Origin of the sequence: Psychrobacter piscatorii, assembly GCF_001444505.1 — a bacterium.
Taxonomy (GTDB): domain Bacteria; phylum Pseudomonadota; class Gammaproteobacteria; order Pseudomonadales; family Moraxellaceae; genus Psychrobacter; species Psychrobacter piscatorii_B.
Map to the genome: position 1 here is coordinate 1 of NZ_LNDJ01000047.1, position 16,026 is coordinate 16,026.

At 42.1% G+C, this 16,026-nt stretch carries 21 protein-coding genes; 2 read left to right on the forward strand and 19 right to left on the reverse strand.

Annotation, left to right across the window (positions count from 1 at the left end):
• Positions 1-32: 32 nt before the first annotated feature.
• The gene (locus tag AS194_RS02450) at positions 33-1,052 is read right to left on the reverse strand and encodes a tyrosine-type recombinase/integrase (protein ID WP_161808406.1); all 1,020 of its coding nucleotides are present in this window, start codon (positions 1,050-1,052) and stop codon (positions 33-35) included.
• A gap of 628 nt (positions 1,053-1,680) precedes the next feature.
• Here AS194_RS02450 and AS194_RS02455 point away from each other — a divergent pair.
• Positions 1,681-2,931 (forward strand): tyrosine-type recombinase/integrase, encoded by a 1,251-nt coding sequence (locus AS194_RS02455; RefSeq protein ID WP_058023894.1) that lies wholly within the window; start codon positions 1,681-1,683, stop codon positions 2,929-2,931.
• Here the strand turns inward: AS194_RS02455 and AS194_RS02460 are convergent.
• From AS194_RS02460 to AS194_RS13800, 16 genes are all read right to left on the reverse strand, one after another.
• Positions 2,928-3,227 carry a hypothetical protein gene (locus AS194_RS02460; protein ID WP_058023895.1) on the reverse strand — a complete coding sequence of 100 codons (300 nt, stop codon included), beginning with the start codon at positions 3,225-3,227 and terminating at the stop codon, positions 2,928-2,930. The two genes, AS194_RS02455 and AS194_RS02460, sit on opposite strands and share 4 nt — an antisense overlap.
• Complete coding sequence (locus AS194_RS02465) at positions 3,214-3,486, reverse strand: hypothetical protein (protein ID WP_058023896.1); 273 nt, start codon at positions 3,484-3,486, stop codon at positions 3,214-3,216. The genes AS194_RS02460 and AS194_RS02465 overlap by 14 nt, the downstream gene beginning before the upstream one ends.
• Positions 3,487-3,594: 108 nt before the next feature.
• Complete coding sequence (locus AS194_RS02470; protein WP_058023897.1) at positions 3,595-4,062, reverse strand: hypothetical protein; 468 nt, start codon at positions 4,060-4,062, stop codon at positions 3,595-3,597.
• A 12-nt stretch (positions 4,063-4,074) separates the two neighbouring features.
• A complete protein-coding gene (locus tag AS194_RS02475) occupies positions 4,075-4,485 on the reverse strand; it encodes a hypothetical protein (protein ID WP_058023898.1) in 411 nt (136 codons plus the stop codon).
• Between the two features lie 10 nt (positions 4,486-4,495).
• Positions 4,496-6,220 carry a DEAD/DEAH box helicase gene (locus AS194_RS02480; RefSeq protein WP_058023899.1) on the reverse strand — a complete coding sequence of 575 codons (1,725 nt, stop codon included), beginning with the start codon at positions 6,218-6,220 and terminating at the stop codon, positions 4,496-4,498.
• The gene (locus AS194_RS02485; protein WP_058023900.1) at positions 6,213-6,569 is read right to left on the reverse strand and encodes a hypothetical protein; all 357 of its coding nucleotides are present in this window, start codon (positions 6,567-6,569) and stop codon (positions 6,213-6,215) included. Before AS194_RS02485 ends, AS194_RS02480 begins: the two co-directional genes overlap by 8 nt.
• On the reverse strand, positions 6,566-7,573 hold the full coding sequence (locus AS194_RS02490) for a hypothetical protein (protein ID WP_058023901.1): 1,008 nt from the start codon (positions 7,571-7,573) through the stop codon (positions 6,566-6,568). The genes AS194_RS02485 and AS194_RS02490 overlap by 4 nt, the downstream gene beginning before the upstream one ends.
• Entirely contained in the window at positions 7,566-7,754 is a 189-nt protein-coding gene (locus AS194_RS02495) for a hypothetical protein (protein ID WP_058023902.1), read from the reverse strand. The genes AS194_RS02490 and AS194_RS02495 overlap by 8 nt, the downstream gene beginning before the upstream one ends.
• A 136-nt stretch (positions 7,755-7,890) precedes the next feature.
• The gene (locus tag AS194_RS02500) at positions 7,891-8,724 is read right to left on the reverse strand and encodes a DUF2303 family protein (RefSeq protein WP_058023903.1); all 834 of its coding nucleotides are present in this window, start codon (positions 8,722-8,724) and stop codon (positions 7,891-7,893) included.
• A gap of 86 nt (positions 8,725-8,810) precedes the next feature.
• The gene (locus AS194_RS02505; RefSeq protein ID WP_058023904.1) at positions 8,811-9,137 is read right to left on the reverse strand and encodes a hypothetical protein; all 327 of its coding nucleotides are present in this window, start codon (positions 9,135-9,137) and stop codon (positions 8,811-8,813) included.
• Positions 9,138-9,212: 75 nt separating this feature from the next.
• The gene (locus tag AS194_RS02510) at positions 9,213-9,737 is read right to left on the reverse strand and encodes a DUF669 domain-containing protein (RefSeq protein WP_058023905.1); all 525 of its coding nucleotides are present in this window, start codon (positions 9,735-9,737) and stop codon (positions 9,213-9,215) included.
• Between the two features lie 2 nt (positions 9,738-9,739).
• Positions 9,740-10,495 carry an ATP-binding protein gene (locus AS194_RS02515; protein ID WP_083499573.1) on the reverse strand — a complete coding sequence of 252 codons (756 nt, stop codon included), beginning with the start codon at positions 10,493-10,495 and terminating at the stop codon, positions 9,740-9,742.
• Positions 10,485-10,646 carry a hypothetical protein gene (locus tag AS194_RS13755; protein WP_167337588.1) on the reverse strand — a complete coding sequence of 54 codons (162 nt, stop codon included), beginning with the start codon at positions 10,644-10,646 and terminating at the stop codon, positions 10,485-10,487. The genes AS194_RS02515 and AS194_RS13755 overlap by 11 nt, the downstream gene beginning before the upstream one ends.
• A gap of 219 nt (positions 10,647-10,865) precedes the next feature.
• A complete protein-coding gene (locus AS194_RS02525; RefSeq protein ID WP_058023907.1) occupies positions 10,866-11,327 on the reverse strand; it encodes a hypothetical protein in 462 nt (153 codons plus the stop codon).
• Positions 11,328-11,369: 42 nt separating this feature from the next.
• The gene (locus tag AS194_RS02530; protein WP_058023908.1) at positions 11,370-11,615 is read right to left on the reverse strand and encodes a hypothetical protein; all 246 of its coding nucleotides are present in this window, start codon (positions 11,613-11,615) and stop codon (positions 11,370-11,372) included.
• Positions 11,616-11,887: 272 nt separating this feature from the next.
• A complete protein-coding gene (locus tag AS194_RS13800) occupies positions 11,888-12,802 on the reverse strand; it encodes a hypothetical protein (RefSeq protein WP_200960307.1) in 915 nt (304 codons plus the stop codon).
• 266 nt (positions 12,803-13,068) lie between these two features.
• Between AS194_RS13800 and AS194_RS02540 the strand changes: the two genes are divergently transcribed.
• Positions 13,069-14,088, forward strand: coding sequence for a DNA cytosine methyltransferase (locus tag AS194_RS02540; protein WP_058023909.1), 1,020 nt, complete (start codon positions 13,069-13,071; stop codon positions 14,086-14,088).
• On the opposite strand, the gene AS194_RS02545 is transcribed toward AS194_RS02540, so the two are convergent.
• Positions 14,068-14,859 (reverse strand): MAE_28990/MAE_18760 family HEPN-like nuclease, encoded by a 792-nt coding sequence (locus tag AS194_RS02545; protein ID WP_058023910.1) that lies wholly within the window; start codon positions 14,857-14,859, stop codon positions 14,068-14,070. The genes AS194_RS02540 and AS194_RS02545 overlap by 21 nt on opposite strands.
• Positions 14,856-15,956, reverse strand: a complete 1,101-nt coding sequence (locus AS194_RS02550; protein ID WP_058023911.1) for a DUF262 domain-containing protein — start codon at positions 15,954-15,956, stop codon at positions 14,856-14,858. Before AS194_RS02550 ends, AS194_RS02545 begins: the two co-directional genes overlap by 4 nt.
• Between the last annotated feature and the right edge of the window lie 70 nt (positions 15,957-16,026).

Sequence of the window (16,026 nt, forward strand, 5' to 3'; positions counted from 1 at the left end):
AGCAGTTACACAAAGTTTGGGAAACTCCCGACCTAATAGATATGGTAAAGCCTTTCAATGACTTCATCTTGAGTCATGCCAGCCTCATTGAATATAAATACTTCAATATCATTCATAGCAGCCCGTAATCTTTTTTGACTGACTTGGATATATTGCAATGTCACATCATCTGATGATCTTGATGCTCTGTGATTAATCAGTCTCTTAATAACTGAGATATTCAAATTCAAATCATCTGCTACTGTTGAAAATGTTCTACGCAAATCGTGAGGTGTGATATGAATGCCTGCCAGCTTACCAATATTCGTGTATTGCTTTGATATATCAGTAAGATTGCCATCACACTCTTTTATCCGTGAAGGGAATAGCCACGGCTCATCTTGCTTGTACTTATTACGATTATTGAGCATAGCGACCATCACTTTACCAAGCGGTACACTCAAAATATCGCTATTCTTTGTATCTAAAATAGTCATACAGCCGTGCTGTAAATCTATTGAATCCCAGCGCAAAGTATAGTTCTCGTTGGCGCGTATTCCTGTACATAAAAATAGCAGCATGATATCGCGGGCATTATTGCTATGCGGCATCATATTGTGAAAATCCTCACTCTTAAAATCTAGCAGTACCTTCACGTAATGACCCATATTGTCATCACTCAGATGTCTGGTGCGCGGCTTAATAGTATTCCACGCCTTTTTAGCAGTCAGTATCTCAACGGGGTTTGGCTTAATGATTGGCATTTCATTTTTATCTAAAAAGCTGAGCCGTGAAAAATTCCATATTGCACTAAGCGCTCTAAATGTACCATTGGCTTGAGATAAGCTATGCTTGCTTAACTCTAAATGCTTATTAGTGATATCGCCTTGCATAATGTCATTCATAGAAATATCTAGCCAGCATTCTAAGTTCCTATTTATCTGACGATTATAAGACTTGATAGACGAAACCTTGAGGGTTGGCTTACTCGCTAAGTAATAAGCATAAGCCTCTCTTAGTGTAGGGGCGGTCAATTCTGGCGCTGGCTTGTCGAATGGATCAATCCCTTGCATAAGGTCGCTTATGATAGACATCGACCTGTCACGAGCATCTTGTAGCGTTATATGAGAGCAGTCACTAAATACTTTGCGCTGTAATTTACCATCGATGCGCTTGTTAACTAGATAGCTTTTTGACGTCTTATTAGTCCTTACAGCAAAACCATTCACAACCTCATCTTGATAGATGACTGACTTGTCAGAGTAGTCAAGGCTGTCGATAAATTTCTTTGTGAACTTGATTTTAGCCAGGTCAGCACTGCCAATTTTGTTATATGTTGCATAGCATGATAATAGATATTTACTAAAATGAGAAGTATACGCAAAGTATACCTAGAGAGGGGTTAGGGGGTTTAATACTAGCCAGCTAAAAACAGCAGACAACAAAAAACCCCGTAAACATTACGCTTGCGGGGTTTGAATTTGGTGGGCCCAGTAGGACTTGAACCTACGACCAAAGGATTATGAGTCCGCATATAAATGTATCACTCAGTTTACTGCAGTTAACTTTACAATCAAGTTATGTAAGTAATATCAGTTACTTAGGTTTATTGACTGCAAAAAAGTATCACTCAGTTTATGGCAATTTACTTCATATGTGATTACTATATGATTACTTTTTACAAAATAGATTAGTAATCACATGGAAGCCAAACTAACCACTGCAAAAATTGAAAAGCTAGATCCGCAGGACAAACAATACTTCGTCTGGGATGTGAAGTTTACAGGTCTAGGCTTACGCATTTCACCTGGAGGCAGTAAAGCATTTATCTATCAGGGTAGGGTTGGCGGTACCGGCACACCTAAACGTATCACCTTGGGTAAATTTCCTATTATGAGTTTGCAAGATGCTATCGATGCTGCATCTGAGGCTAGTAAACAGTTAGCATCTGGCATTGATCCAAGTCGCACCAAAGCCGACAACCTAGCTAAGAATAAAGCCTTTGCGCGCGAGCAAGTACGCAAGCAGCTGACTTTTGGTGACCTGTTCACGCACTATATCGACACTCATAAATCTGAATGGTCAAAGACTTATCTTAATGATCATTATCAAGCGGCGCGCCCGCACTTGACAGACAAGCCTTATATGCCTCAGCCAATTGGTAATATATGGGAAGTGTCACTTGCTGAGCTCACGCCTGATTTCGTTGAAACGTGGATTCGTAAAGAAAATGAGACACGCGCTACTACAATGGCCAAAAACTTTCGTATGTTCAAAGCCTGTGCGAATTGGGCAGAGGATACAGACAAGTATGCAGGGCTGATACCCAACAAAACATACAACAGCCGCAAGGTTAATAAGTCTGTGCAAAGTGTGCGTGCTCATAAAGGCGCATTACAAAAGCAGCAGTTAGAAACTTGGTTTGGCGTAGTCGACCAAATTGATGAGGTACAGCGGGCAGCTTTAATCTGCATGTTGATGAACGGATCTCGCCCAGGTGAGATGCTGCAGCTTAAATGGACTGACATAGATTTTGAATGGAATACTATTAAGATTGTCGACAAGGTTGACCAGTGGGAGCGAATTATTCCACTGACGCCTTTTACCAAGCAAACAATACAAAACTTGCCGCGTGTGAATGAATTTGTTTTTGGGAGTAAAGTAAAGCAGGAAGGATATATTGAAATTACCAAGAAATATCGGACGCTGCTTGTAGAGAGTGGGTTACCAAGCCTGCCGCCAAAAGCCATGCGCAAATCATTCAGGACATTGTCTGAGTGGGTAGATGTACCGCGTGGAATAGTAAACCAAGTCATGGGCCATCGTCCAAGTGCAATTGATGAGAAGCACTACGTAGATAGACCCATTGATTTGTTGAGAATGTGGCATGGGAGGATTGAGCAATTCATACTAAAAGAGGCCGGTATAAATACCGACCATCTTTATGATTAAAGGTCCAACAAATTACGTATGTCACGCATACGCCAGTAAGGTGTGCCATTGATACGCTTTGGTTGTATTGGCCCATTGCTTTGACTGGACCAATTACGCAACGTGGCTGCACTATAACCAAGCATACTGGCAGCATAGATATGATTTACGTGCGGTGCACCCGCATAGATGGCGGTATGCAAAAGCTTTTCGCCATCGTAATTTAGCTCTTTAAAAGCAAAGGTAACGAGCTCACGACCACGTTTACCAGACTTCTTGAGCGCTTCAACATCAATATCAGTTTCAATTGTGGCCATTGGTAGTCACCTCGCTTAATGGGTAAGAGTTTATCAAGTAGTCACGTAAACGAATTGCCTCATCTTTTGGTAGTTTGAGTTCTGCATTATCACAACGTAGCACCGCTTGGCTTTCCGTATGTAGGGTTGCGTTCCCTAGCGTTACGCTTAATGAGTCGTCCATCCAGCGCCATGCTGACATTTGTTCTTTACGCTCGTGAATACCTAGCGCTTTATTGCGTTGGTAGATGAATGGCGGTAGTTCAGAGTTATTACTCACAGTCGCTCTCCTTGCTTGCGCCACACGTCTCACAAACGCTTGGCCATCCCAAATCAACTTCTAGCAGCTCAGCGGCTAGGGCTTCCATTTCTTCTTCTGTATGTGTTGTCATAGTCCGACTTCCTTAGCTGTGAATGGCTCGCCTGTTTTTGGATTGATAGCTATCGCAAAAGGCCACTCCATATCAAAGTCATGATTGACAACAAATTTACCTGAATCGTGGTTGAATCCTACAGCTACCCAATACTGACGGTCATGTTCTAGTGCTGCTTCATCAGATATGTCACTAACAATTACAATGGTTAGCTCGTTGTTCTTCTCAAGCATGGTGCGACATAGATCGCTACCCTTCAGCGGCTCATGACCAGGACAACCACCACCAAAAACATCAAACCCTTCGCAGTCGTCGCCAGCTGGCATAACCGTGTGACCCTTGGACAATAATTTTTTTAGTTCAATTCTTGCTTCAGCGTCAGATAAGGGCTTACCGTTTTCGTCCTGCAAAAAGTCGATAGTGCCGACGCGGTTGTTGCGTAGGCATCCTGCTATCGATTGCTTCATGTGAAAAATGGTCATTATTTTTATCCTTCACGCATAAATGCGTATGTAAGAGTTATCAAAATCAACATCGTCGTGTCCTTTCGACATTTTGTCTGCCATCTGTGCGGCAAGGTCAACGATATTCTCTTTTGCTATTTCGGTTTCTGTGGCCCATTCGAGCTCAGCAGGTTCAATACTTTTATCAAACTTAAAGAGCTTGACACCTACCAAGTAGCGGCGCGGGTTCTTAAATATCTGATAGCTATTCTTTAACCAATCGCCACAGCGAATCACGTTCTTACGTATCGTTTCATCGTCTGTTTCTTCCTTGAACGATAGCTGCATGTAGCCAGTAAATTCTTTGATAAATTCGCCAGCTTCACGTTTTTGTTGTTTCGCCTGATTACGTTTTTTAACTTTGGCAGCTTTGCGCTTGTCACGGTTTTTAAGTTTTGGCATTGTTGATACCTCAAAATGGAATCAAGTCGTCAGCTTCTGACTGACTTGTAATTGGTTTATAGCTAATGACCTTTGGCATGTTTGGCGTATTGCCGTATTGATACTTTTTAACCTGCCAAAATTTGCCTTGCGGATCACGTTGGCACATGATGCGAGTTGGTAGAGCGATAGTGCCTTGACTTGGATCATGGATAGTCTCAAGCGCTTCGTCTACGGTAAATGGCATGTCAGCATGTGGCATATGGTCGGTCCACCATTGGCAACCCATACGCAAAGCAAAGCCTTCATGTTCAAAGCACTTCCATTCGCTAATTGGTTCTTCTAATTCGCTGTAGAAGTAATCAATCCGCATGGTTGGCGGTTTACCATTTTTGCCAGGGTGTTTGTAATAGCCAATTTGCTGCACATCAAACCATTCTTCAGGCGGCGCTTGAAAACCGTGCAAAGGCATTGCTTGACCTGCTTTGAAACCGTGCGGGTCTTTGCTATCACTTGGCATGAAAGCGCCACACTCTTGGCACTCATCAAGATGAATAGGGTTAGGGTTGCCGCAATCAGGACAATACTTGAACGGAGCACCTTGCTCAGTCGTGCTGTTTTGCTTATTACGACCTTTGATCAAGTTGACTGGACCTAAGTCACGAGTGGTCGACGTATAGTCCAGCCACAAGCAATCCTTTTTACCGTCAGCTATTCGCATACCACGTCCTGCAATCTGTACGTATAAGACTGGCGACTTGGTAGGACGGAGTAGGGCTATAAGGTCAGTCTCAGGCGCATCAAATCCAGTGGTCAAACAAGCCACATTCACTAGGCAGTCGATACCGTCAGGGTGCTCATGTGGCAGCTTATAATCTAGCAATATGGCATCACGTAGGCTTGCGCGTGTCTTGCTTGTGACGATACTTGCCTTGATAGTGCCACGGCTTTTTATCTCATCAAGCACTGCTTGAGCGTGAGCAATGGTGACGCAGAATACGAGCCACTTGTTACGCTCACCGCCACGAGTAAACATATCATCAACTGTTGAGCGAATAATGGTAGGATCAATAACCGCGCCTTCCAAGTCTTTGATCACATAATCGCCGCCAGCAACTTTGACGTTGGTTGTATCGATAGTTTCAGGGGTGGCAGTATCAATAATAAGCGGGGCAAGATAGCCTTGTTCCAGTAATTCATCCATCGATACGCGCGTGGCAGTACCTTTAAATAAAGGGTCCTTACCTTGCCATAGCCATACACCATCACCGCGAAAAGGCGTGCCAGTAAAGCCGATAACACAGAGATAAGGACTGCCAAATTCTTTTAGATTACTGATAAAGGTACGGTACATACCCGCATTGTCAGTATTGACGTTATGACACTCATCAACGACCAGTAGATTGACCGTGCCAAGCTCATGAGCTCGTTTTGCAATACTGCCAATGGTTGCAAAGATGATTTGGCTTTCTACGTCTTTTTGACCTAATGCAGCACTGCAAACACCCGCTGGTGCTTCGGGCCATATTGCACGCAACTTGTCTAAGTTTTGCTGGCATAGTTCCTTACTTGCGACACACATAACAATGCGCGTCTGTGGGTACTGCTCAATAGCACGTCGGCAAAATTCAGCAATGATGATCGACTTACCGGCACCGACACAAGCATCGACAACAGGATTGCCGTCAGGGTGACGATTCAGCCAATCGTACAATTCAGTGAGCGTGCGCTCTTGGTAGTTTCTTAGCTTATACATTATTATTTCCTTGTATTTCTGCGTGAGTTTCCCAAAGCGTTGGCTCTTTGATTTTGATTTCTGTCATCTGGTCGCAGTGGTGACACTTTGTTCTTTTCTTGTTTTCAAGTCTGCGAGCGACTATCTGATTGCGAGCAAAATCACGCTTGGTGTCTTCCGCGTATTTATCCAATCGTTTAGCCCAGTCATCTAACGCATCTGAATAGCCCATGATTGCATCAAACGGATCAAGCACTACCTCGCAATCTCTACAAGTTATTTGTTTGTTGGCTCTATCGATGTTGATGCTGTTGTGCTCGCATGACGTGACAACTTGATATTCTTTTTTCTTAAACTTAATGATACTCATAACTTCCCCTCATATTCTGCTTGGCTAACAATCGAGCCGTTGCCGTTGTTCACGTAGCAATCACTGTCACCTGTGCGGCAGTACCAAACTACAGTTGCGCCAAGTGCTGTTTCTTCAGCTTCTAGCACGCTTAGATTTGGCAGCAATTGCGGTACCCATCTATGTTCGCTACAGCCTTCTAACTGTTGCTCGTAGGGCAATGTGCTATTACGTAGCTCGCACAACCATGAGCCATCATCTTGTGGCGTACTGTGTATGCAAGTACGGCAATTGACGTTTGGTAGCGGATTAGGAATAACATCGGCACCGCCATGGCAATAGTCAGAGTAGGGACAGAATTTACACTCGAACCAATCGGGCTTATCACTGATTCGCATTGGTGGTTCTTCAGCAAAGATGATGCGACGGGCGCGGTCAATGTAATGATCAGCTTTCGCTTTGTCGTACTCGATGCGCTCTGCGTAAAGCGTGTCATCATTCTTATTCTTAGCAAGATAAAACGCGCGCGTAAGGCCAAGGCCTTGCATATAGACTTGCACCTGTGCAAAGTGCATCGGTTTTGACTTCTCAACGCCGTCCTTTAGTAACAGCTTGAATGATTTATCGTTATGCGTTTTAAACTCGCATAAGTGCCAAGTTTTAGGTGCTTCCTTGATGCCAATAGCGACGCCATCCGCATGACCGCGAAAGTGTCCGCCATGGAATTGCACGCCAAACTGTTGGCCAGTACGATCATCTATCTCATAAACTTCAATACCAGCATCGGTCATATTTTTGACCATGCGCGGTTCTTCTAAGTGACCAGTTTCAAACAAGCGTAGCAAGCGGCCGTCAAATTCTTCAAAATGAACCCAGCGGAAGTCGTACCACAATTGACGGGCGCATGACTTGCCAATGATAGACCCCCCAAGGTAACGTCTTGGTGAGTCGCTATGCTTGGCTTTGATGCCGTCATATAAGGCGTCAACTGTGGTCGGTGGGGTGTGCTTGGTTAAATCAGCCATTGGTTTTGCCTCCATCAAACAAGTGCACGTTTGAGCTTCTATACTTGCGCGTGGAATTCTTATCGTCTGCAAGTTTGCCCGTCATGTTTTTGGCCTTGCGGTGAGGGTTGTACTTGAGCCAAAAATCACCGGCTATCGTCGATACCTTGTTTTTTTTGGTTTGATTCGTTTGTAGAGCCATCGTTTCATTCCTTATGTTCGTTTTAGTTTGCGTTCATTTTGAGGTGCCAACTGGTTCGACTGTGTGATTAACTACACCCAATTGACACATAAAAATAAAGGCGGGTAAGCGGTGGACTGCTTACCCTAGTGTTTTACTAAGGCTGGAAAGTACCAACGTAGATTGGTGTTTCTTTTGGCAAGATGTCTGTCACCAAATCAACAAAGCGCTGTGCTGCATCGTTCAACTCTTTTTGCTGAGCAACGATGCGCAAGCTAAGACCAAGGCTATCGCCATCGGTTATGATGGCTACGCGAGCAGTGACCACCACTTCGGGTAAGTCTTCATATAGCGATGTGGTCATGTGAACAAAGCGTGGCAGACGAATCGCTGAATCCGCTTCAATGCGCTCAAGTGCCGACTTACTAGCATTTAAATCACCGACGTTACTGGTCATTTCTTTAGCAGTCTTGACGGTCACGCTGCGAAATGCTTTTAGCGCATGGCTGAAGCTCATGTTGCTAGATTGCTCGCTGTCTTCGTCTTGATCACTGAAGGTTAGGCAGTGGGCATAGTCTTGAATGAAGTCAACTATCTTGGCTTGTGATACACGGCTAAGGCTGCGCAAGGCGTTAAATTCGTCAGTGATAGGAAGTACCAAGTTGGCAACATCGTCGGCATGACCTGCTTGTTCTTCGTCGCCCAAATTAAAGATAGCTTGGCAGCGCATTGCTGACAGGTTGGTTTTATCGACAAAGCATTTATCTACAGTCTTACGGTCAGCAACGTATTGTGCGAAGCTTTTGCTTGATTCAGTGTCATAACGACCACGAAAACGATTACGATGCTCTTGGTATTCTTCAGTGTCTTCTAAGCGAAAACCTTCAGGGACGCTGACCAATGATGGTGCATCAAGGTTTTCTAACGTCATGTCTTGCATGCGGGCAATATCAAAAACAGTTTGTGCGCAGTTTTTATTTAGGTCTGGCATTGGTTGTGCTCCGATTGATTAATTGAGTTATCCGGAATTTCCGGATAGGTGAGGTCTATGTGATTTCCCATAGACCTTTTTTAAATTTATTCAGCGTTGAATAAGTCTTTTTGCGTTTCAGGGTAAGTTGATAGCACACCGCCTTTACCAACATACATAAGCGTGTCGCCAGGAGTGCTTTCTGAGCGGAAGCCTTTTTTCGCTTTTGGTGCTTTATAGACCAAGGCGTAATCAAGCTCGACCTGACTGATATTTTTAGACGGCGCCAATTTAATCTTTAGCGTGATTTCACCACCGGCTTCATGAGCAATAACACTTTCGGCAACGTCTGATAGTACGTGTCCGAGCTGTGCTGCCAATGTGCCGCCGTTTACTTCACCGATGAAATTTTCTACGTTGGTTGAGATAGTCATTTTGGTATTTCCTATTTGTTTTTATTAAAGAATGAGGTGTCCGTTACGGGATTTCCCGCAACGGATTTTTACTTACTAACCACGCTGCCAAGGTGGTAAATCACTTTGAGCTGCTGCAGGTTGCTGCGCTGAGGTTGGTTGTCCTTGTGCAGTCACTTGCGGTTGTGCGCTAAACTGTGGGCGACCACCACCAGCGATGGCAGCAAACTTTTTAACTTCATTGCTTGGGTCGTATTGGCCAGTCTTGTCTATACGGATAGACACTTTGATTTCCATCGGGATACCGTGTAAATCGCTGCTGTCTTGTACTGAGCTCTTACCGCAAGCGCTAACCAGTTGGGCCATTTGTTTGCGTCCAATCTGCTGCGCTATCTGATTGCTGTTGCGTAGCGTAATATCTTGAAAGATGAGGCGACCAGCGTGGGTGCCGTCAATGATTTTTAAACCAAGGCTTAAACGGTTGCCTGAGCCTGAGTTGTTTTCTTTAATCTCAGAGCGGGTGATTTCAGCGGTATAAGTACCGGCTGGAATTGGGTCGAAATCGCTTTTGTGAGCGTCTTGGATTTCGGTTTGGTCGAACTGCATGTCTAATAGAGCCATGATTAAATTCCTTGAGTTTCGTTAGTTTCGATACTGGTTTCAGTTTCGGTGGTTTGTGTTACTTGGGTTTGTTGCTGACTGCCACGAATTTTCGCAGCAATAGCGGCTAAGTTAGGACGTTCATTTACATCAAGCTTTCCGCTTCTATCCTTGGCTGGGTACTTGGTATCAGCTCGGGTTTGCAGGTAGTGCAGCGGATTGCCGTGCTCATCTTTATCGACTCGCATTAAAAACACTTCATCGAAAAAGTAGGGGACGTTTGCGCTAAGCTTTTGACCGGGGAACATTGGACGATAGCGGATAACCTTTGCATCATCTTGATAGGCCTCCAACTTGGCAGCGAAGTACACATTACGAGGTAAGTCACGGAAGGCGCGAATAGCGTCCTCTACCTTTTCCTGCATGTCGCCATAAGCAGCTCGGGGATCCTTGGATTCCTTTTTCGCTTTGTTCAGCACGACTTCTGCAATCTCGCTGATTGAGTCGAGGCAAATCCAGTCATAAGATAAGCCCTGCTCGGTCTCGGTTAGCCAGCGGTATGCTTCCATTAGGTCGCCAACTGACTCGATAGTGACTACATCGATATCTGCTTCACCGATTGATAGCAAACCAGACTCAGCACTTAGAATGATGGTCTTGCTATGGTCGGGCGTGGTCGCACAAAGTACGGTCTTGCCAGCACCTGCTTGTCCGTAGACAAGGACCTTTACGCCGTTGGTTTGTGCTTGTTGGCGCGTGGTTGTGAGCTTAATTGCCATCTTGGGTAAACTCCTGCATTTCACCGTTAATTAATTCTTGCTGTGCGTCAGCTTCACCAAAAGTGCAAACCGCACACATGCCCATATCTCGAATGGTGGGAACCTGACCGCAGCAATCGCACTCAGCTTCCCAGTCAGCTACGTCAGTCATTAGCTTTTCGCTCCAGCTTATTGATCAGCTTGTCAGCTATAAGAACTGATAGAGAACAAAATTTATCAGCTTCATGCTCTTGAACAGACTCACAAGTGCTTAGAAAACCCTGTAAGCACATAGCAGCTATCTGTTCTCGCTTAGTAAGCGTTCGCTCGCTAATTACTTTTGATTGCTCCAATATCGCCATGTTTGCGATATTGCTTGAGCTAACACCGCTCATTTAGCCTCCACTGACACGCTAGGCTTGGCAGGTTTGGTGGTCATGTACTGCGCCATGACTGGTACCAAGTCGCCTCGCATTGACTCTAGCGAGCGTAAGTTTTTGGTATCAAGCGATGGCTTCCACTTGACGCATTTCTTAATCTCATCGGGCAACTTGTCCCAATCTGATTGGATGGCGCTATCATCCAGTGAGCGAGTAAGCTTACCGACGGTCTTAACTTTGAATAAATGACCTTCAGCGTTTGTAGTCCCTTCATCAGAGACACCTACCAACTCGGTTATTTGAGTTTCGATATTCAAGCGACGCTCTTTGGCGTGGGCTTCAGCTTCTTTTGCTTCTTGCCAGTGGCGAGCTAAGACATCAATCTCGTTATCCATAACTGGCGCAACTGGTGAGATTTCAGTTGGTACGAAAGCGTTGTTTGCTTTAGCAGCTTGGGTGATAAATGCGTTCATAGTTACGTTCCTTTTGATTTGTTACTTCGGTTTGTTTTGCGCCTACTGTTCACTGTAAGCGCGTCTTAATACTTCGTTTGCATGTTGATTGGCTTTCTTAAAATCGTCGCTGGCAAAATCTATGTAGACTTGATCAGCGGGGCTTATATAAGTGTCACGGATGCTATCTTTGTGAATCTCGATAGCAGCTTGGTCATTAGCAGCTTGTGTGGCACAAGCTCTTGGCAGTAGCACTGTTAAAGGCGCTATGATGATTGCTATAAGCAATACGATTATTGAGCGTTCCATAACTTGGTCCTTGTTAGTTGCTTACTGCATACGACTGGCGTACCAATCGCATGTATGTAAATAACTAAATTTGAATACTTGAGCTGTTAAATAGTTTTAGTGATTTCTCACAAGGCGTTTGCCCTTTCGATGAATTTGATTATAGGTACACCGATATTACAAGTCAAGCTTAATATCGGTAAATATCGGTAAATTTATAAAAAATATCTATATACCTATATATTTAGGCACAAAAAAACCACCTCTAGGGTGGTTTAGTAATACATAAATTTTTAGTTTCTATAACCTCGTACAGTGCACCGACAACCCTCTATAGGCTCAAAGAAATGCTGATCGAACGCACGATCTAATTCACCATTCAAAATATTAAAACCTTTACCGCTGATATCTAAGCAAGGCTGAGTTGCGTAATTATCATTAACCATATCAAACTGACCTTGTTTGAAATAGTCATCTTCTTTTAACTTGGTAAGTGCGTCAATTCTAGGCTTCATCAGTGCAAACCATGATTTATAGTATTTTTCATTATTCCATCTATCGTCATCAATCTTGCAGAATTTACCAGCTTCTACTTTGTACTGCTCATCCACCAACTTATAAATATCGCTGAATTCTTGCGGCTTAAGCTTTTCTTCTAGCTCATAGAAAAACTGCAGTATATCGACATTGGCAAACTTAAAGCGTACTGGGCCTGAAGCTAGTTTGTTGCCAGCTACAATACCAAAGCGCTCTTCTAGTCTATGTTTTTGCTCATCGTTAAAAGCGGTTTGGTACCACCTTTGTAATCCGAAGAACTCAATTAAGCCACCATTGATATTTTTATCAATAGCAAAGGTTTCTAATGGCGGTAATTCGGTCGGTAGTTTAGGCTCAGGAACTGTAGAGGGAATATCCCGGGGTTGAGGGTATTCTGGCTGTATTGTCGCTTGCTGATGATGCGCGTTCTGATGCTTAGGCAGGTCTTCTTCTAAGCCTCCGCATTGCGAGCAGGTCCATTTGCCAGCAATAGGTTTGGTAAGAACGTGATAAATAGCTACAAATGCCCAGCCGATTATCCATATACCAAGGCTGAATATAGCTAGTACAAGATGCATCAACCAGTGAATCTCTTTGTTATTTCTATAATGTAAAGTGGATCTGCCATCGTTCGGACAAAATATTACTTTCTGTTGTACCTTATCTGCCATATCGCTCGCCTGAATATATAAATTAGTAATTTACTCGACTTTAACCGATTGGTAACTATTCGGCAACTGTTCACAATGTATATTATGACCTTAATTAAATATATAAGCACAAAAAAACCCGCTCAATGGCGGGTTGGGTGTGGGTTAGGTAATAAAAAACCCACCGTGGGGTGGGTTTCTAGAAAGTTAAAAGTAATAAAATTTTGTGTTGCTACTCGAGTTTTATAGCAAGTTGGTGTATCATACCTACGTAGAGGAGTAGTGACATGAATATAGAAGCAGTAGATTTGTTCTGTGGTATAGGTGGCCTTACAGCAGGCCTCATAAAATCTGGTATTAAAGTGAAAGCAGGCTATGATATTGAGCCTGACTGTCGTCATGGCTATGAGTATAACAATAAAGCCGCCTTTGTACATAAAGATGTAGCAGACGTCACGGCAGATGAAATTAAAAACTGGTACTCAAAAGGTGCTATTCGTCTTCTTGCTGGCTGCGCTCCTTGTCAGCCTTTTTCTACATATAACCAAGGTAAAGATACAACTCTAGATAAGAAATGGCCACTTCTTTACCACTTTATGAGGTTAATTGAAGATGTCCGCCCTGAACTTGTAACTATGGAAAATGTACCAGATGTTACTAAGCATAAGGTGTATCATGATTTTGTTGCCAAGCTTGAAGAGTTGGGTTACACCGTATCGGCTAATAGAGTAGATTGTATACAGTATGGTATACCACAAACACGTAAGCGTCATGTGCTGTTAGCTAGCTTACTATCTAAAGATATTAAACTTATACCTCCAACACACCTTAAGCCAGTGACTGTAAGAGATGTAATTAAAGATTTGCCTGTCTTATACTCTGGTAAGAAAAATAAAGAAGATCCGCTGCATATATGCTCAAAGCTCAACGAGCTTAATATGAAGCGTATTAAAGCATCCAAGCCAGGTGGAACATGGAAGGACTGGCCAGAAGAACTGATTGCTAAATGTCACGTTAAAGAATCAGGGAAATCCTATGGTGGCGTTTATGGCCGTATGGAGTGGGACAAGCCAGCTCCCACAATGACAACTCAATGCTACGGATTTGGTAACGGTCGTTTTGGGCATCCCTCACAGCATCGAGCTATATCATTGCGTGAAGCTGCAATCTTCCAAACTTTTCCAGAAGATTACCAGTTTTGTGAGGGTGATTTTACCATTAAGTCGGTTGGCAAAATGATCGGTAATGCCGTTCCTGTACGTTTAGGGGAGGTAGTAGGGCTAAGCCTACAGCACCGTTTTGTTTAGATAATTTTGTTCCGTAAGATATATATCTAAATTAACGAATAATGCGTTAAATAATCTTTCAACTGACAAAACCTTTTTTGCTATTGATGTAAGTTTTACTTCTTTATCTTTACCATTATCATTTATTAGTGTTTTTACTTCTATGTTAGAATCAGAAAAAACTATGTCTTTCCCACACTCTGAAAATGAATACCCTCCATGAGCTAATTTGTTTCTTAGATGTTTAATAACTAGTATGTCTTCTGGATTGTAAGGTTCACCTCGAATTGGCGAGATTGAAAACCCATAATCTTTAGCTATTCCTTTTATTTTTAACAAATCTATATTTCCACTAAAAATAGTACTTTTATCGTGAGCTAAGTTTAATAGTTGAATATACATTGCTTTATTTTTTGGCATCTTAAGATCTAAGACTTCCTTGATTTTTCCTTCACTTAGGTACTTTCCGAGTTGTCTTAATAGCCGTTCGTAAAGATTTTCAATTAAGTAGTCTTCTTCTATGTCATTTAATTTTATATCTTCATGAATAGCATCAATGATAGCCAACGAAGTAGATTCGATAATATTATACAATATAAGATATATAGAAGCATAAACAGTGTGTTTAAGTTCACGGTTAATAGTGAAAATATCATTTTCTCTATTAGTTAATTGAGTATGTCCTGATTCGATTTTTTTAATAAATTCTAAATATAATTTTGCTTCTGTTATTCTTTCTTGATAGATATCATAGGCGGCTTTAAGTTGATTGTTTGTAATTGTATGATTCATTTAATTTGATCCAATATCTTATTTTTTACATATTCAATTCTTTCTTTAACCTTTGGTCTTGAGTTTGCCCCGTCAGCGGTAACCTTATCATTAAATTCATCTGATAAAACCCATGAAGTATCAATATCTTTTTGGTTAGATATCTTAGGATTGGCTTTGATAGCTAATATAACACCTGATGAAATAGCTTCATACCTAACACGCGGTACAGACTTAGCTTTTTCAGATTTCCTAAAACCATACTTGAAATTATTCTCTACAAAATTTAGCATAGTTACGAAGTCTAAACGGTGTTTCTCTTTGTCTTCATCCGAAATATCTTTATTCTCTTCTATAAAGTCGTTAAGGAAACTTCTAACCTGAGATTGAAAGTTTTCATAATTATTGCTGTAAGTTAAGAATCGAAGTATCAATTCTTGATCATCTTTATGATTCTTTTTCGCAGCAGATAAAGGCACTAATTTATTAAACAAATCATTTCTACTCATTTCTTCAACTAGATCTAAGAAAGGACTATCTTGAGTTCCCCTTCTTTTTTCCATATCAGTTAGCAAAGTACCTCCTGTATTAAGACGATCGAACATTGTTCTGCGACCCTCTTCATCAATCTGAGTTAATTCAATCATACGAATTGATGTACGTAGAAAACGCCTTTGTCTTGATAAAGGAAGGTCTGAAAATCTCTTACTCTCTAATGCTTTAAGCCTTTCTAGATTTACTAGTTTTAACTCATCTACGCAGTATCTGTAAATAGTACGTAATCGTTGTGATCCATCAACTACTTCTAACCTTCCATCACTTTCAATTCTTTCACTTCTATCAATATCTGCCACAAAGATGTATGGAATAGGAAGTCCTATTAGTAAAGACTCAATAAACAAAGATTGTTGTTTATCTGTCCAAATAAAGTCTCGTTGATAGTCAGGAATATATATTTCCGAGTTTTCATTATCTTTAGCATTGAACTTAGTCATCAGAAATTCTATAGGATATTCACGTATATCAAAGTCAAAATCTTTCTGATTCTTTTTAATTTGTTCTTCTACAGTTGTTTCATGTTCCAGCTGTTGATCTGTAAGGTTGTTGATATTAGACATACAAACTCCAAGTTTTTTATTTTCTAATGTGAATATAAATAGTAAGTACGATAGATTTCATCTTCATCAA

Coding starts and splice junctions, on each gene's coding strand:
- AS194_RS02450 (WP_161808406.1), bottom strand. CDS start 1,052: ATGCAAGGGATTGATCCATTCGACAAGCCAGCGCCAGAATTGACCGCC.
- AS194_RS02525 (WP_058023907.1), bottom strand. CDS start 11,327: ATGAACGCATTTATCACCCAAGCTGCTAAAGCAAACAACGCTTTCGTA.
- AS194_RS02540 (WP_058023909.1), top strand. CDS start 13,069: ATGAATATAGAAGCAGTAGATTTGTTCTGTGGTATAGGTGGCCTTACA.
- AS194_RS02545 (WP_058023910.1), bottom strand. CDS start 14,859: ATGAATCATACAATTACAAACAATCAACTTAAAGCCGCCTATGATATC.
- AS194_RS13755 (WP_167337588.1), bottom strand. CDS start 10,646: ATGACTGACGTAGCTGACTGGGAAGCTGAGTGCGATTGCTGCGGTCAG.
- AS194_RS02550 (WP_058023911.1), bottom strand. CDS start 15,956: ATGTCTAATATCAACAACCTTACAGATCAACAGCTGGAACATGAAACA.
- AS194_RS02530 (WP_058023908.1), bottom strand. CDS start 11,615: ATGGAACGCTCAATAATCGTATTGCTTATAGCAATCATCATAGCGCCT.
- AS194_RS02490 (WP_058023901.1), bottom strand. CDS start 7,573: ATGGCTGATTTAACCAAGCACACCCCACCGACCACAGTTGACGCCTTA.
- AS194_RS02480 (WP_058023899.1), bottom strand. CDS start 6,220: ATGTATAAGCTAAGAAACTACCAAGAGCGCACGCTCACTGAATTGTAC.
- AS194_RS02460 (WP_058023895.1), bottom strand. CDS start 3,227: ATGGCCACAATTGAAACTGATATTGATGTTGAAGCGCTCAAGAAGTCT.
- AS194_RS02475 (WP_058023898.1), bottom strand. CDS start 4,485: ATGCCAAAACTTAAAAACCGTGACAAGCGCAAAGCTGCCAAAGTTAAA.
- AS194_RS02515 (WP_083499573.1), bottom strand. CDS start 10,495: ATGGCAATTAAGCTCACAACCACGCGCCAACAAGCACAAACCAACGGC.
- AS194_RS02455 (WP_058023894.1), top strand. CDS start 1,681: ATGGAAGCCAAACTAACCACTGCAAAAATTGAAAAGCTAGATCCGCAG.
- AS194_RS02470 (WP_058023897.1), bottom strand. CDS start 4,062: ATGACCATTTTTCACATGAAGCAATCGATAGCAGGATGCCTACGCAAC.
- AS194_RS02505 (WP_058023904.1), bottom strand. CDS start 9,137: ATGACTATCTCAACCAACGTAGAAAATTTCATCGGTGAAGTAAACGGC.
- AS194_RS02500 (WP_058023903.1), bottom strand. CDS start 8,724: ATGCCAGACCTAAATAAAAACTGCGCACAAACTGTTTTTGATATTGCC.
- AS194_RS02495 (WP_058023902.1), bottom strand. CDS start 7,754: ATGGCTCTACAAACGAATCAAACCAAAAAAAACAAGGTATCGACGATA.
- AS194_RS02510 (WP_058023905.1), bottom strand. CDS start 9,737: ATGGCTCTATTAGACATGCAGTTCGACCAAACCGAAATCCAAGACGCT.
- AS194_RS02485 (WP_058023900.1), bottom strand. CDS start 6,569: ATGAGTATCATTAAGTTTAAGAAAAAAGAATATCAAGTTGTCACGTCA.
- AS194_RS13800 (WP_200960307.1), bottom strand. CDS start 12,802: ATGGCAGATAAGGTACAACAGAAAGTAATATTTTGTCCGAACGATGGC.